At 60.4% G+C, this 14,304-nt stretch carries 19 protein-coding genes; 3 read left to right on the top strand and 16 right to left on the bottom strand.

All coding sequences use genetic code 11. From position 1 onward, the window contains the following. Positions 1 to 118 precede the first annotated feature (118 nt). The 6 genes from FHT75_RS18075 to msuE form a co-directional block, all read right to left on the bottom strand. Positions 119 to 421 (bottom strand): hypothetical protein, encoded by a 303-nt coding sequence (locus FHT75_RS18075; RefSeq protein WP_183845100.1) that lies wholly within the window; start codon positions 419 to 421, stop codon positions 119 to 121. 10 nt (positions 422 to 431) lie between these two features. Further along, positions 432 to 1,013 (bottom strand): RBBP9/YdeN family alpha/beta hydrolase, encoded by a 582-nt coding sequence (locus tag FHT75_RS18080; protein ID WP_028758374.1) that lies wholly within the window; start codon positions 1,011 to 1,013, stop codon positions 432 to 434. Positions 1,014 to 1,080: 67 nt separating this feature from the next. Next, positions 1,081 to 1,233 (bottom strand): hypothetical protein, encoded by a 153-nt coding sequence (locus tag FHT75_RS18085; protein ID WP_165932218.1) that lies wholly within the window; start codon positions 1,231 to 1,233, stop codon positions 1,081 to 1,083. A 13-nt stretch (positions 1,234 to 1,246) separates the two neighbouring features. Then, complete coding sequence (locus FHT75_RS18090) at positions 1,247 to 1,423, bottom strand: hypothetical protein (RefSeq protein WP_164735886.1); 177 nt, start codon at positions 1,421 to 1,423, stop codon at positions 1,247 to 1,249. 96 nt (positions 1,424 to 1,519) lie between these two features. Next, positions 1,520 to 1,717 carry a hypothetical protein gene (locus FHT75_RS18095; RefSeq protein ID WP_028756773.1) on the bottom strand — a complete coding sequence of 66 codons (198 nt, stop codon included), beginning with the start codon at positions 1,715 to 1,717 and terminating at the stop codon, positions 1,520 to 1,522. Between the two features lie 11 nt (positions 1,718 to 1,728). Further along, on the bottom strand, positions 1,729 to 2,289 hold the full coding sequence (gene msuE, locus FHT75_RS18100; protein WP_028756772.1) for an FMN reductase: 561 nt from the start codon (positions 2,287 to 2,289) through the stop codon (positions 1,729 to 1,731). A gap of 401 nt (positions 2,290 to 2,690) precedes the next feature. Between msuE and FHT75_RS18105 the strand changes: the two genes are divergently transcribed. Next, positions 2,691 to 2,876, top strand: a complete 186-nt coding sequence (locus FHT75_RS18105) for a hypothetical protein (protein WP_028756771.1) — start codon at positions 2,691 to 2,693, stop codon at positions 2,874 to 2,876. Continuing rightward, a complete protein-coding gene (locus FHT75_RS18110; protein ID WP_028756770.1) occupies positions 2,866 to 3,486 on the top strand; it encodes a helix-turn-helix domain-containing protein in 621 nt (206 codons plus the stop codon). The genes FHT75_RS18105 and FHT75_RS18110 overlap by 11 nt, the downstream gene beginning before the upstream one ends. A 57-nt stretch (positions 3,487 to 3,543) precedes the next feature. On the opposite strand, the gene FHT75_RS18115 is transcribed toward FHT75_RS18110, so the two are convergent. Together FHT75_RS18115 and FHT75_RS18120 are read right to left on the bottom strand one after the other, a co-directional pair. Beyond that, a complete protein-coding gene (locus tag FHT75_RS18115) occupies positions 3,544 to 3,882 on the bottom strand; it encodes a hypothetical protein (RefSeq protein WP_183845101.1) in 339 nt (112 codons plus the stop codon). A gap of 282 nt (positions 3,883 to 4,164) precedes the next feature. Then, a complete protein-coding gene (locus tag FHT75_RS18120; protein WP_183845102.1) occupies positions 4,165 to 5,208 on the bottom strand; it encodes a saccharopine dehydrogenase family protein in 1,044 nt (347 codons plus the stop codon). 103 nt (positions 5,209 to 5,311) lie between these two features. Here FHT75_RS18120 and FHT75_RS18125 point away from each other — a divergent pair, with 103 nt between their 5' ends. Further along, positions 5,312 to 5,908 (top strand): TetR/AcrR family transcriptional regulator, encoded by a 597-nt coding sequence (locus FHT75_RS18125; RefSeq protein WP_183845103.1) that lies wholly within the window; start codon positions 5,312 to 5,314, stop codon positions 5,906 to 5,908. Positions 5,909 to 6,048: 140 nt separating this feature from the next. On the opposite strand, the gene FHT75_RS18130 is transcribed toward FHT75_RS18125, so the two are convergent. The 8 genes from FHT75_RS18130 to FHT75_RS18165 form a co-directional block, all read right to left on the bottom strand. Beyond that, positions 6,049 to 6,972 carry a fatty acid desaturase gene (locus FHT75_RS18130; protein ID WP_183845104.1) on the bottom strand — a complete coding sequence of 308 codons (924 nt, stop codon included), beginning with the start codon at positions 6,970 to 6,972 and terminating at the stop codon, positions 6,049 to 6,051. Between the two features lie 100 nt (positions 6,973 to 7,072). Next, positions 7,073 to 7,669, bottom strand: coding sequence for a 2-hydroxychromene-2-carboxylate isomerase (locus tag FHT75_RS18135; RefSeq protein WP_047612301.1), 597 nt, complete (start codon positions 7,667 to 7,669; stop codon positions 7,073 to 7,075). Between the two features lie 52 nt (positions 7,670 to 7,721). After that, positions 7,722 to 8,759 carry an LLM class flavin-dependent oxidoreductase gene (locus tag FHT75_RS18140; protein WP_183845105.1) on the bottom strand — a complete coding sequence of 346 codons (1,038 nt, stop codon included), beginning with the start codon at positions 8,757 to 8,759 and terminating at the stop codon, positions 7,722 to 7,724. Positions 8,760 to 8,763: 4 nt separating this feature from the next. Beyond that, positions 8,764 to 9,702: an ABC transporter substrate-binding protein gene (locus FHT75_RS18145; protein WP_047613413.1), complete on the bottom strand. Its 939-nt coding sequence runs from the start codon at positions 9,700 to 9,702 to the stop codon at positions 8,764 to 8,766. An 80-nt stretch (positions 9,703 to 9,782) separates the two neighbouring features. Continuing rightward, positions 9,783 to 10,694 (bottom strand): ABC transporter substrate-binding protein, encoded by a 912-nt coding sequence (locus FHT75_RS18150; protein WP_183845174.1) that lies wholly within the window; start codon positions 10,692 to 10,694, stop codon positions 9,783 to 9,785. Positions 10,695 to 10,737: 43 nt separating this feature from the next. After that, positions 10,738 to 12,510, bottom strand: a complete 1,773-nt coding sequence (locus tag FHT75_RS36275; protein ID WP_183845106.1) for an amino acid ABC transporter permease/ATP-binding protein — start codon at positions 12,508 to 12,510, stop codon at positions 10,738 to 10,740. 37 nt (positions 12,511 to 12,547) lie between these two features. Then, complete coding sequence (locus tag FHT75_RS18160; protein ID WP_028756190.1) at positions 12,548 to 13,105, bottom strand: GNAT family N-acetyltransferase; 558 nt, start codon at positions 13,103 to 13,105, stop codon at positions 12,548 to 12,550. Beyond that, the gene (locus tag FHT75_RS18165; protein ID WP_183845107.1) at positions 13,102 to 14,301 is read right to left on the bottom strand and encodes a M20 aminoacylase family protein; all 1,200 of its coding nucleotides are present in this window, start codon (positions 14,299 to 14,301) and stop codon (positions 13,102 to 13,104) included. Before FHT75_RS18165 ends, FHT75_RS18160 begins: the two co-directional genes overlap by 4 nt. Positions 14,302 to 14,304: the final 3 nt, after the last annotated feature.

Below are 14,304 nucleotides of genomic sequence, written 5' to 3' on the forward strand. Positions count from 1 at the left end.
ACACGATATTCGGTGCAGCTCGGGGGCTGACGTCAACCTCCGAGCTCGCCCGTTAGGGCCATCCTAGATTCACCGAGTATCGAAAATTCGCGGCATCGCTTGTGGATGTCGCGATCGGTCAGTGCACAGTAACCGCATCGGCCTGGCGCTGCTGCAGGCTGCGGACCAGCATCACGGCCTCGCTGACGATTGCCGAGAATGTTGCATCATCGGCCTCTGCGATCCTTCCGGTCATATTGCGAATGATTGTCGTCAAATGGATAATGGAATGGCGATGCTGCGGATCTTCCGATCCGATTTCGGCATCGGCCATGGCAAGCAGCGTCTGAACTAACCGCTCCATGGTTTGCCGGCGCCTGGTCCTCGGGTCGGCATTCGGATCTTCGCTCAGGCGCAGGAGGTCGGCGGCAATGTCGGACATCCGATTCCACTCACATCGCAAAAGCCGGCGGCATGGCAGCGACATGCCTTCGACCGCGCGTCTGCGCCTTCAAGTTCTGCAACAGCCGGTAGCCGTTGCGCCAGCGGCCGAAGCCGCTGGAAACATTGATATGGCCGGCAAGGCCGATATTCCTGGTCTCGGCATTCCACAGGCGGCCAAACAGGGTCAACCGATCGACCGTCATGTAGGCATCGTTCATGCTGCCGACGACGATACTCGGAAAGGGCAGAGGCGCCGTCGGCATGGCGCCAAACGAGATATGCCCCGGATGCAGAATTTCCGTGGCCGGCAGATCGCACGGAGCGACGAGTAGGGCTCCTTTGACGCGGCGCGCCGCACTTCGCCCGGCCAGCCGGGCGGCAAGCAGGCATCCGAGACTATGGGCAACCAGATAGGCCTCACCGGCCTCCTCAAGCGCGCCTTCCAGTCGCAACAGCCAGCTGTCCAGATTCGGATGATCCCAATCGTCCTGAGCGACGCAACGGCTGTCCGGCTGATCCTCCAGCCAATGCTGCTGCCAATGCCCTTCTCCCGAGCCGAAAAGCCCGGGAAGAATAAGTACATCGATCATCTGGCGCCATCCTCTCCCGGGCGGCGCGCCGGTCTTTTTTCCCATCGGGGCAAACATCTGGCACCATTCATCGGATCAACCCGATCACCAGAGCGAACAGGAATGTGAAAGAGCTGACGATCGTGCAGATCCCGGCCGCATGCCTGAGCTGCGACATGACGCTGCTTCCCGCCCTTCTCGCATTGTGCCGACGCAACTCGGTCTCAACGACAATCGCCATCACACCGCTCTCCTCAATACCAAAGGCCTGGCATGGCGCCCCAATAATGGAGCTCGTATTCGCGTGCGGACCAATCGCGCTCTTCGTCGCGCGTGAACAATCCATTGGCAGGCGCGTGCGCAGCCGGCGCCTTCGGCTCGAGCAATCGGCCAATCGTCAGTTTCAGCCAGAGGTGAAAATCAAGCTTCATGCGAACCTCCTGTCAGGGACTGGTACTTTTCAGCGAGAACGTTTGTTTTCACGCAATTCCGGACGCAAACCGCTGTGCACTTTTGCTGGAATTGCCCTAGGACATCAGCGAATGACGGCTCGCATTGGCGAGAAGATCGCGGAGCGATGCTGTCGGTCCGTAGAGCATCAGCAGGCGGTTCTCCTCGCGTTTGGCGAGGCGATATCGTCGGGCGAATTCGAAGACGCTCCACAATTGATCGCTTGGCCCCGGCCTTTCCGCATCATCCATTTTCGCCTCCTGAGATCGAACCATGGCGGCGCCCCTTACTCGGCCGCCGCCAGTGCAGGGTTTGCGTCCGGGAAGAAGGCAGCCAATTCGCCGATCACTTCGTTGATGCGGGCCAAAAGCGGATCGGATGAGACCGCATAGTCGGTAAAATCGCGATCGGCCGCATAAACGGCAGTCGGCAAGGTATGGGCCATGAAGAAACCGAACAGCGGCCGAAGCTGATGCTCGACCATCAAGGCATGCCGGTCACCGCCGCCTGTCGCGGTGATGATGATCGGCTTGCCACGAAGCTCGTGCGGATCGAGCAGATCGATGAGGTGCTTGAAATGGCCGGGATAAGAGCCCTTGTAGGTCGGCGAGCCGATGATCAGGGCATCGGCCTGCACGATCTCGTCGACGACATGTCTGGCCTGCTCGTCGAGGTCCTTGCGCCACAAGGCCCTGCCCAGCGATGGACCGACATCATTGAGATCATAGGTCTTGCTCGCAAATCCGTAACGAATGCTCGCGCGGTCGGCGACGTGGCGCACGAGTGCCAATGTCTTCGAAGGACGGTTGAAGCTGCCAGCAATGCCGACGAGTTTGAAACCTGACATGGTTTTTCCTCTCTTTGGATTGCCTCAACTATTGTCTACAAAATTGATAGATTAAAGGAACGTGCATCTCTCCTTATTCGGCTGGTTGAAAAAAACGTTCGCTCTCGCCCCGGCACGCACAGGCTGAAGGGCGATCGTCACCGGTTCTCGCGACCGCAGGCAGAAACGGGATATCGGCTCCAATGGGGAAAGACGTCGTGGAACATGGAAACACCGCGGGGGCGGCTCAATGCCGTCACCAGCAAAAAGCGCCGGTGAACCGCTCGGGCTAAATGGCTTTGCCGCAAGGTTGGATATTATTGGTATAAGATTTCCGGTTCAGCGGAACGATTGGATGACACGCTCTGCCCTTTCCGTCGCACAAAATATACATTCCTTATAGATTTTAGCGGGAGTTTTTCATGCCATTGCAGACGGCTGATGTCATCGATTTCCAGGCTTACCGGCAATCGCGCTGCAAAGATGCGGCTGATGCGTCAAAGGCGCTCGCGCCGGCATCTTTCGCGATGCAGCCCGTTCTGATGTGGGTGCCCTATTGGGGTTTTATCCCGGTGATGGCAATGGGCATTGCCGGATATGGCGTCTGATCAAGCGCTTCTCTCCGACGTCGAAACCATAGACGCCGCCGAGCAGATCACCGTTCAGACAGGACAGAATTTGCGGCGCATTCGCACCCGCCGCGGCTATTCCCTGGACAGGCTGGCAAAGATCGCTGGCGTCAGCCGCGCCATGCTCGGCCAGATCGAAACGGGCAAAAGCAGCCCGACGCTCAGCATTCTCTCGAAGATCGCGCTTGCTCTCGGCATTCCCTGCGCAGCACTGATTGCCGAACGCGGCGAAACCTCGATCATTACAGTGCCGCGGGCAAGATCGAAAATCCTCGCCTCGTCCGAGGGGCGCTTCCGGACACGGGCTCTTTTCCCCTTCGAAGGCGAGCGGAAAGTAGAATTCTACGAGCTGAGGATCGCTCCGCATCATAGCGAAAGTGCCGATGCCCACCAGCACGGAACGGTCGAAAATCTGGTCGTCGCCCAAGGCACGGTCGAAATCATCGCGGGCAGGCAGGCGCCGCATATCCTGGGCGAAGGCGACGCCATCATCTTCGATGCCGACGTGCCCCATATCTACCGGAACATGACGGGAACGGAAGCGATCCTCTACCTGGTGACGACCTATCTCGAAGACGTTCGCGTCTGACGCAAAGAGCCCCCGTCTCCGGAGGCTCTTGGTCATTTCCTCTAAGAGGCCGATGGCTCAGGCGGCCATCGTGCAGCACATCATCATGCCGCCGCAGTTCATCATGACAGGCATGCCGCCCGACATCATCGACATCATGCGCTTGCAGCATTCCATGAACTTGTCCTTGTCCATGCCTTCCATCGGCTTCATTTCGCAGACCATGCCCTCGGCAGTCATCGTGCACTTCATGGCGCCCATCATCATCATCATCGGCATGGAGGCCATCATCGGCATCATGGCGCCGTTCATCATGGGCATGCCTGACATCATCGGCATCATTCCACCCATCATCGGGTTCATCATGGCGGGCATCATGTTGTTCATCATCGGCATCATGTTCATGGCAGGGTTCATGGTCTCTCTCCGATCAATATAGCGGCGTTTCGCGTTTCGATGAAACAGGAGATAAAAGAACTAATTCCAGCAAACAATGTAAAAAAATCTTCCCCTATCTTTTCCTCCAATAGAATGGAATGGTTTCAATGGGATTGCGCAATCTCGCCAAGATAACGGAATTCCATCCGCTATCATCGCCCGAGCGGGACGATCGCTCTGAACAGTCTCCCTGAATACGCCCGGAGAATTAAGTCCCCCACGCCATTGTGAAGGACTTTCTGAAAGTCTGGCGTTTCCGAACTAAGTTTCCGATATCTCGACCGACAGATCCGGGCCGAGCGCCTGCAGGAAGCTAGCGGCATCGAAAATGGCTGCCGGCGCCTTTGCGCCGATATCGCGGATGCTCCCCGAAAGGATACGCTGGACCGCTTCACAGATGATGGGCGCCGTGACGGCGTAGATGTCTTGTCCCTGTGCGACAATCTGACGGCGCACGTCACCCTGCGTGACGATCACTTCTACTGCAAAGCGCTGCGCCGAACGCCCAGATTCGTCGACTGCCTGCGGCGGAGGCGTCGACGAGTCGCGAACATCCCGCAGAGCGGTTGTGCTCAAGAAGGTGTGCAGTTCCTTCGTCCGGACGTGCCGGGCGATCAGCGGCACTTCCGAAAAGGGAAGCTCGACGAAAGTCTGCCGGCCGAACGGGGCCGGTAAAATCGACACCCTTTCAGCAGGCGGTTGAGGCACCGGCTCCAGCTGCCCACCGCTGACGGCCAGGCGCCGTGCAGTGTTTCTTTCTCCGGTAACGCGTGTGCCTCTCGTCGGCAGCCAGCTGTCAAGCGCAACTCGAATTTCGATGTCGTCAGCGTGCTCCCACTCGTCCATGACAGCTGCCACGAGCAGGTCGGCCAAGCCGCCATAGAAACCCATGGCCGGGATGACGGCTATGCCCGCTTCCCGGGCCGCAACCTCATGCCTCTCGAACGTGGCCTGCACACTCGGTTGCTCGGCCGTCACGTCGAGATAATGAATCCCCGCTCGCAACGCGGCACGCACCACTGCGTCGGCGGTGTCCATGAACGGGCCGGCGCAGTTGATGACCGCCGCCGCGCCGGCTAGCGCCCTGTCCAGTTCCCCGTCATCCTCGACCGCTGCTTCGCGGCATTCGATGCCGCGCTCCGCAAAGCCCGCAGCCGCCAGCCGCTCGGCATTCCGTCCAATCGCGATGGGCTTGAGACCGCGCCGCAACAGTTCGGCGATGACAAAACGACCGGTATGGCCGTTCGCTCCCAAGACCGCGATAGATTGGGACGTCTTCGTGATGTCGGCTTCGTAGATGGTCATTGTTTTCTCCTGCGCTACAGACCTGTCTGTATCCAATAAAACATACAGGTCTGTAGCGTGTCAATCCGTTTGCTGTTATGCTGGCGACCTTGGAGGTACACGAATGTCGAAAAGCGCAACGAACTCCCGTGCCTCTGGCGGCAACGAGGTGCGGGATAGAATTCTCGAGACGGCGTCGGAACTCTTTTACTGGCGCGGCGTGCGTGCTGTCGGTGTCGATCTTGTGGTCGAAAAATCCGGCGTCGCCAAAACCAGCCTCTACCGCCATTTCGGCACGAAGGACGACCTCATCGCGGCCTTCCTCAAGCGCGAAGACCTGGACTTCTGGAGCACCTGGGATCGCGTGACGGAACAGCATCCGGACGATGCCGAGGCCGAGCTCGATGCACATTTTGAGTGGATCGGCGAACGGGTCGGGCGGGGAAACTACCGAGGCTGTCCGCAGATCAACACCGCAGCCGAATTTCCCGAAGCGGATCACCCTGCCCGCAAGGTCGCCGAAGCCCACATGCGCGAGATGCGGCGGCGTCTGAAGACCATCGCCGAGGGGCTTGCGGTTGCCGCGCCCGATCGGCTCGCCGGTCAACTCGCGGTTCTGATCAACGGCGCCTTTGTCAGCATGCAGCTCTTTGAACCCGGCGAGGCCACCGGTTTGCTGCGCGATGCAGCGCACGCCCTGATCGCCGCCAGCCGTAGCTGATCACACTGGACATCCGCTGAAAGTACAAATTGCAGAGCTGTGAAATGGGGGCAAAAGGAAGCCGCAAGACAGGGCGACTGAGCAGCCCCCAAATCCCGGCTTTTCAAACATCATTGCCCGGTCCGGCTCAGGTAGAAATTTTAGGAATGATGAGGATGCGTGGGATCGTCGTGCGGCTTCAGGAAAAACCGGCGCGCAATATCCCAATAGCCATTATAGACAAGCCCGCCATTCGACCGGACAAGCGTTTCGCGGTTTTTGCGATAGACCGCCGGAAGGCGATACCAGGAGATGCCCGGCCGGCGGTGATGGAGAACGTGCAGATTGTTGTAGAGAAACAGCAAGCCGAAGAGATGGCTGTTTTCGACGATGGCGGTGCGTTCTTCATGGCTTTCGGCATATCTGTGCTCGGCATAGGATCTGAGCCGCGTCATCGCAGCACCCGTATAGACGAAAGCAAGATAGAGCCACAGCGGCATACCGCAGACGACGGTCGACCAGAATAGGACGGCGACGACGCCGATGCCGTGCGCTGCCCATATCAGCCGCCGTCCCGGTTCGTCCGCCCGTATCAGCCGCCATTCCTGCCCAAGGAAACTCAACAGCATCACCACAGGACCGATGGTCAATCGGCCGAACAGGGTGGTATTCCACCGCGCCAGCAACCTCCCGGTCGCACCGAGCTGCTCCCAGGCGGCCTTGGTGAAATAGGACGATTCCGGATCCTCGATCGGATCGGTGAGATATTCGTCGCGATGATGCTCCAGATGACTTTCCTTGTAGATCGGATAAGGCAGCCACAGCGACAGCGGTATCGACCCTATCGCATCGTTTATCGCCTGGGTTCCCGTCGGGTGGCCGTGAATGACTTCGTGCTGAAGTGATCCGTGCCAGGCAATCAGCCAACCTCCTGCGGTCATGACCACGAGCGGCGGCAATGATTGCCACCACCAAGTGAGCGCCAGAAACCCACCATGAATGACGAGTGCAAGAATGACCGTCGGCCACTCCGTCGAACGCGTGGGAACAATGGTCCCGGCGGCCTGCAAAGTCCTGTCGAGCATGCGTGTGATTTCCCCATCAACCACACCAATTTATCGCAGGGCATCGGCAGAAGGGAATAAAGTCTATCTATTTTATAGACTTATGTGAAAAAATCCGTCTCTAAGGCTTGTCGCCGTGAAGATGACGTTCGAGGAAGGACAAATTATCCTGCCCCCAATAGATCTCGCCATCATAGACATAGGTAGGAAAGCCGAAGACGCCGCTGTCGCGGGCATGCACGCGGTCCGCCGACCACTTGTTCTGGACATCCTCGTCGGCTTGTCGCCGAAGAAGTGCTGCGCCATCGAAACCTGCCGAGGTCACGATCGCCTCGCGCACATCGGGCTTGCCGATATCCTCCGCCTCGCTCCAGAAGGCATGCTGCAGAGCGCGCGAAACGCCGATCCAATCCTGTCCGTCGAGATAGGCGGCAATCACGAAGAGGGATGCAGGCGTCGGATCGCTCAAATCCGGGCGATGCTCAAGCCGCAGGTCCTTGCCGCGCACGCGCGCCCAGCGCTTGAGATCCCGCGTCCAGTAGGCACGCCGGATCTCCGGGCGATTGCGAGAAAAGATACCGCCGTTTTCCTCGACCACTGTCGTCAGATAGGGTGTGATGACGACATCGTTCTTCGCCGCAAGTTCGGCAAAGGCGTCGAAGCCGATATAGGCCCAGGGCGAGCCGATCGAAAAGAAATATTCTACCGATTTGGTCACTGATGCATATTCCCTAAGAGGTGATGGTCCGGCGTCGTATGGGCGACGCCTTTCAGGAAGCGGCACGGATGCCGGATTGCGCTTTCCATCCGAGCTCCGGTGCAATTGTCGTCACGAAGTCGTGGAGAATTTGGCGATATTCCGCGTGCTCGAACTCGTAAGGGAGTTCCAGCCTCAGCTCGCTGACCTCGGGCAGGATCGGATCGGCAAAAAGCTGCGCCAAAATCTCGTCCGACGTGCCGACGATATCACGGGCGAAAAGCGTGCGCCGCTCGCCCTGCGGCGAAAGGGTCCGCTCATGGCGGCCATCGGCATAGTCTCGATATCGGCGCCGCGTTATCGCATCGGCGCTGTCGAAAGGCACGATGACGCGGCCCAGCGCGACGCGGCGCCGCTTGCCGGCGGCGCGAAAGGTTTCGATCAACCGCGATTGCGCGGTGAAGAAATCATCCGTCCCCTCCCCCGTGATCACATTGCCGGTCAACAGGTTGAAGCCGTTGCGGCCGGCCCATTCGGCCGAGCGCTGCGACCCGCCGCCATACCAGATCCGGTCGATCAGGCCCTTGGCATAAGGCTGCAGTCGCGGCCGCTGCGGGCCGAACGGCGTCTTGATCAAGGTCTGCTCGTCGCCGAGATAGGTGCCGCGCAGATTGTCGGCAAAACGCAGCACGCGATCATGGGAAAAATCATGACCCGTCCAGTCGCCGTCGAAGACGAGCGGGGCGATCAGGTCTGCGTGCAGCGGCCGGCCGGTGCTGACGCCGATATTCAGCCGCCCGCGCGATAGAATATCGACGGTGGCGAGATCTTCAGCCAGCCGATAGGGGCTTTCATAACCGATCGGAATAACGGCGGTTCCGAGCTCGATCCGGCTGGTGCGCTGTGTCGCCGCCGCCAGGAAGGCGCTCGCGGAAGAGATTCCAGGCTCCAGGTGTCGCTGGCGGACCCAGGCGCTGTCGAAACCCAGATTCTCGCCATATTGCAGCTGCTGCAGCGTCTGCTCCAATCCCGACAGCGGGTCGTCGTCGGGATAGTTGCCGGGAGTGAGGAAGCCGATATGGCTGATGGATATATTGCCCACTCGTGCCATCCCATCAATATTTCGGCAGGCCGGGCGGGTTGGTCTCCGACGCCGGCAGGGCCTCCTCGGACAGGTGCCAGTGGTCGAGGATTTTTGCGTATGTGCCATCCTTGATCAGGCCGTTGGTGGCGACAGTCAGCGCATCGGTCAGCCCGCTCCCCTTGCGGGTGGTGATCGCAACATCCGAGCGATCAGGCCAGCCGGCGCTCAGCGTGCCGACACGCCTGATGTTCTTGTCGCGCGCGGCAATGAAGACGAGCTGCGCATGCGGCTGGACGATGACATCGGCCCGGCCGGACCGCAGCGCGAGAAGACTTGCTGCCTCGTCGTCGTAATATTGCAGCTCGATCGGCTTCAGGCCGGCGGCGACATCTTCCTGGCTCCACTTCACCAGGATACGCTCCTGGTTGGTGCCGGCGCCGACGATGATCCTGAGGCCGGCAGCGTCCTTCGGCTCCTTGATCGAGGTGACGGCACTGTCGGATTTCACGAAGAAACCATGCAGCCCCTGGCGGTAGGTGGAGAAATCGAATTTCTCCTTGCGCTGCTCGGTGACGCCGACATTGGAGATGACGGCGTCATATTTGCCTGAGGTCAGGCCGAGTGGCCAGTCGATCCAGGCGACGGGCACGATCTCCAGCGTCAGGCCGAGGCTGTCGGCAATGGCATAGGCATAGTCGGGATCTGCCCCGACCACGGACTTGGCGTCCGTGGCATAGGTGGCAAGCGGCGGGCCGCCGGGGCTGACGGCGATGGTGAACTTGCCGGGTGTGACGAACTTGAATTCCCTAGGAATGGCAGCGATGGCCGCATCGTTCCTGGCGGCATGAAGCCGGCCCGGCTGTTCCGGGCTCAGGTCAAAATCCTCGGCCGCGTGGGCGGAACCGAAACCAGTCAATACTGACACCAGGGCTGCGAAGAGCAAAGTGCGAGATGTCGGATGGATCGTCACGTTCAATATGTCTCCGTTTGCGTCGAGAAGTGGGAACGGACCGGCGCGCTACCCTGTAACGCCGGTCCGCCAGACCAAGATTACGAACCGCTCTTCGGCAAGCCGGGCGGGTTGGTCTGAGCCTTGTCGATTGCCTCGGGACCGAGGTTCCACGTATCGAGGATCTTGCGATAGGCGCCACTGGCGATCAGATCGTTGACGACATCGGTCAACGGCGCTGCCAGGCCACTGCCCTTGCGGGTGGTGACGGCAATTTCTGCCGTGATCGGCCAACCACCGCTGACGGTGCCGACGAGCTTGGTCTTGCCGTTTATCCCCGCCGAATAGGCCTGCGTCGCGTTTACGCTGAAGACGGCATCGGCTCTGCCGGACTGGACGGCGAGATCCTTGACCGCATCGTCGTCATAATATTGCACCTCGATCGGCTTCAGGCCGGCGGCGACATTCCGGCGGTCCCATTCCAGCAGGATCTTCTCCTGGTTGGTGCCGGCATCGGTGATGACCTTCAGGCCGGCAATATCCTTCGGCTCCTTGATCGCCGCAATCGGGCTGTCGGCCTTGACGTGGAAGCCGAGTTCATCCTTGCGGTAGGTCGAGAAGTCGAATTTCTCCTTGCGCTCTTCCGTGACGGTCACGTTGGAGATCACCACATCGAACTTCCCCGAGGTCAGTCCCAGCGGCCAATCGGCCCAGGCGACGGAAACGAGCTCGAGCTTCAGGCCCAGGCTGTCGGCAATCGCCTGCGCCAGATCGACGTCGTAACCGATGACGGTCTTGGAATCGGAGGCATAATCATGCAGCGGCAGATTGCCGCTCGAGCTGATGCCGACGGTGAAGACGCCGTTTTCGACGAACTTGAAGTCCTTGACTTCGGCAATGCGCTTCTCGTTCTTTTCCACCCGCAGCCGGTTCGGCTGCTCGGGGCTGAGATCGAATTTCTGCTGCGCCTGAGCGGAACCGAAACCGATCGCGGCAATGGTGACGGCTCCCAGAGCAGCCCGTCGCGGCCCGGCATTTCACCAGCGCTATCGGGCGCTAGAGAACCTTGGCGAGGAATTCCCGTGTTCGGGGATGTTCCGCTTGCGTGAAGATGCGGGCCGGCGGGCCGGCTTCGAGAATGCGGCCGCCGTCCATGAAGACGACGGTGTCGGCGACTTCGCGGGCAAACCCGATTTCATGGGTGACGATGACGAGCGTCGTACCGGTGCGGGCAAGCTCCTTGATGACATCGAGCACTTCGCCGACGAGTTCCGGATCGAGCGCCGAGGTCGGCTCGTCGAAGAGCAGCACCTTGGGACGGAGCGCCAGGGCGCGGGCGATCGCCACACGCTGCTGCTGGCCGCCGGAAAGCTGGCGCGGATAGGCGTTGATCTTGTCGCTGAGGCCGATGCGGGCCAACAGCTCCTGCGCCAATTGCACCGCCTCCTCGCGGCTGACGCCGCGCACCTGGATCGGTGCCTCGATGAGGTTTTCGAGCACCGTCAGATGCGGGAACAGATTGAAGCTCTGGAAGACCATGCCGATATCGGCGCGGCGGGTGAGAATATCCTTTTCCTTGAGCTCGTAGAGCGTGTCGCCCTTCCTGCTGTAGCCGACGAAATCGCCGTCGACCGAGATGAAGCCTTCATCGACACGCTCCAGATGGTTGATGGCACGCAGAAGCGTCGACTTGCCGGAGCCGGACGGGCCGAGGATTGCGGTCACGCTGCCGGCGGGAAGGCTGAGCTCGACATCATCGAGCACCTTCAGCGAGCCAAAGCTTTTGGAAATACCATGGATACGCACCGCACCACCCGTCCGCAGGGCCGCCGCATCATCGAAACCGAGCTTGCGGACTCGCTCGCTCGCCGTCTCGAGAACTGGCAGCGGACGGCGGAAGCGTTCGAAGAATGCCTGGAAGGGTAGCGGTGTCGGATTGCGTACGGCGCCCTTTGAGAAATAGCGCTCGATATAGTGCTGGGCGACCGACAGCACCGTCATGATGATCAAGTACCATACGGTCGCGACCATCAGCAGCGGAATGACTTCGAGATTGCGGCGGTAGATCACCTGGACGGTATAGAAGAGCTCCGGCAGCGCCAGCACATAGACCATGGATGTGCTCTTTGCCAGTCCGATCAGCTCGTTAAAGCCGGTCGGCAGGATCGAGCGCATGGCCTGCGGCAGCACGATGCGGAAAGCCTGGCGGCGGCGCGGCAGCCCGAGTGCGGCGGCGGCTTCCAGCTGACCATGATCGACTGAAAGGATACCGCCGCGCACGATTTCCGCAAAGAAGGCCGACTGGTTGAGCGTGAGGCCGAGAAAGGCGGCGGCAAAGGGTGTCAGCAATTGCACGGTGGGATAGTCGAGGAAGACGGTATCGGTGAAGGGGATGCCGATCTTGATCGTCTCATAGAGATAGCCGAGATTGTTCAGGATCAGCAGCAGCACGATGACCGGGATCGAGCGCAGGAGCCAGATATAGCCCCAGGAGACACCGGAAAGCAGCGGCGACTTGGAAACGCGGGCAAGCGCCAGCGCCGTTCCGAGGATGGAACCGGATATGGCGGCAAGCGCGGTCAGGAGCAGCGTCCTGCCGAGGCCGACGAGCACCGGCTCGGCAAAGAACCATTCGGCAAAGACGTTCCAACCCCAGCGCGGATTGGTGAAGGTGGAATAGAGCACCGCGACGATGACAAAAGCGGCGAAGATCGTGCCTGCCAACCGTTCGGGATGGCGCGCCGGCACGATGCGATACCGGGAATAGTCCTTCGATTCTGCCGTCCTGCTGCCGGGGTCGATGCCGGCGAAATCCGTCGTCAGTGCCATTGTGCTTCCCTTTTACGATTGTCGGTCTTTGCCGCTTTCAGTAATTTGCGCCGGCCACGCGCAAGCGCGGCTCGGCATCGTCGAGAGCAGGCTCGGCGAGATGGGTGATGTCCTTTTCGAAAGGCAGGCTTTTGTAGATCTCGGGATCGGCTGACGTGTCGAAGAGCGCGGTGTAGCCATAGTTGAGATAGAGGCCGACGGCCTCGGGTTGGCGAAAGCCTGTCGTGAGGTAGATGCGGGCATAGCCCTGGCGGGCGGCCTGGGCCTCCAGCTCAACCAGCACCTTGCGGGCAAGGCCCTGCCGGCGCAGATCGGAGCGCGTCCAGATGCGTTTGAACTCGGCCGTGCGCTCGTCATAATGCTTGAAGGCGCCGCCGCCGATGGTTTCGCCATCGCGGATCAACAGGAGAAAATTGCCATCCGGCGGTGCAAAGGCTTCGGGGGGATAACGGTTGAGCTCGGCGGCCGCACCTTCGGCATTGAAATAGGTGCCGTAGCGACTATCATATTCATAGATCAATTCATCGATCAGCGGCTTGGCGCGGGGGTCGAGAGGGCTGGTATAGAGAAACGTATCGCTCATATCGTTCATCACCCGTTGTCATCAGTGAGGAAGGTTTCGGCGAGCCGCACCCAGTAGCGGGCGGCAGGCGCGATGATCGCATCGTTGAAATTGTAATGGGCGCTGTGGAGAGGGGCGCTGTCGCCATTGCCGACGAAGAGGTAGTTGCCGGGGTTTGCCTGCAGCATGAAGGCGAAATCCTCGCTCGCGGTTCTCGGTCGGAAATCCTTCTCGATCGCCGCTGGACCAAGAGCGTCGTATGCGACCCGGCTGGCGAATTCGGTTTCCCCGGCATGATTGACCAGCGCCGGAAAGCCGAGGCGATAATTCACATCGGCCTCGGCGCCGAAGCTTTCGGCCTGGGCATGGGCAAGGGCCGGAATGCGCTCTCGCAACAGTTGACGGACGATTTCGCTGTAGGCCCGCATGGTCAGCTGCATCTCGACGCTTTCCGGGATGACGTTCGAGGCGGAGCCGGCATGGATCGAGCCGACGGTGACGACCGCCATCTCCTGCGGATCGACATTGCGCGAGACGACGCTCTGCAGCGCGGTGATGAAGGAGGCCGAAGCGAGCACCGGATCGACGGTGCGGTGCGGTTCGGCGCCATGGCCGCCCTTGCCGATGATCTTGATGATCGCCTTGTCGACCGAAGCCATGGCCGGGCCGGCGACGAAGCCGAATTTGCCCGTCGGCACACCCGGCCAATTGTGCAGCCCGAATACCGCATCGACGGGAAAACGCTCGAACAGACCTTCCGAAATCATCTTGCGGGCGCCGGCGCCAATCTCCTCGGCAGGCTGGAAGATCAGCCGCAGCGTGCCGTTGAAATTGCCGTTCTCTGAGAGATAACGGGCGGCGGCGAGCAGGATCGCGGTATGTCCGTCATGGCCGCAGGCGTGCATGACGCCGGGATTGCTGCTGGCATAGGCCAGTCCGGTCGCCTCCTCGATCGGCAGCGCATCCATGTCGGCGCGAATACCGATCCGCTTCTTGCCGTCGCCGCGCGGGAGGGTGGCGACGACGCCGGTGCCGGCAATGCCCGTCACCACCTCGTAGCCCCAGGCGGAAAGGTGAGATGCCACAAGCTTGCTGGTTCTGAGCTCCTGGAAGGCAAGCTCCGGATATTGGTGGAGATCGTGGCGAAGCGCGATGATTTCATCGAGGTAGGTGGCGATGCCCTTCTCGACCGGATCGTTGCTGCGCGGGTTTTGAGCGATGATATCCATGAC

This window comes from Rhizobium sp. BK112, from assembly GCF_014193215.1.
GTDB lineage: Bacteria > Pseudomonadota > Alphaproteobacteria > Rhizobiales > Rhizobiaceae > Rhizobium > Rhizobium anhuiense.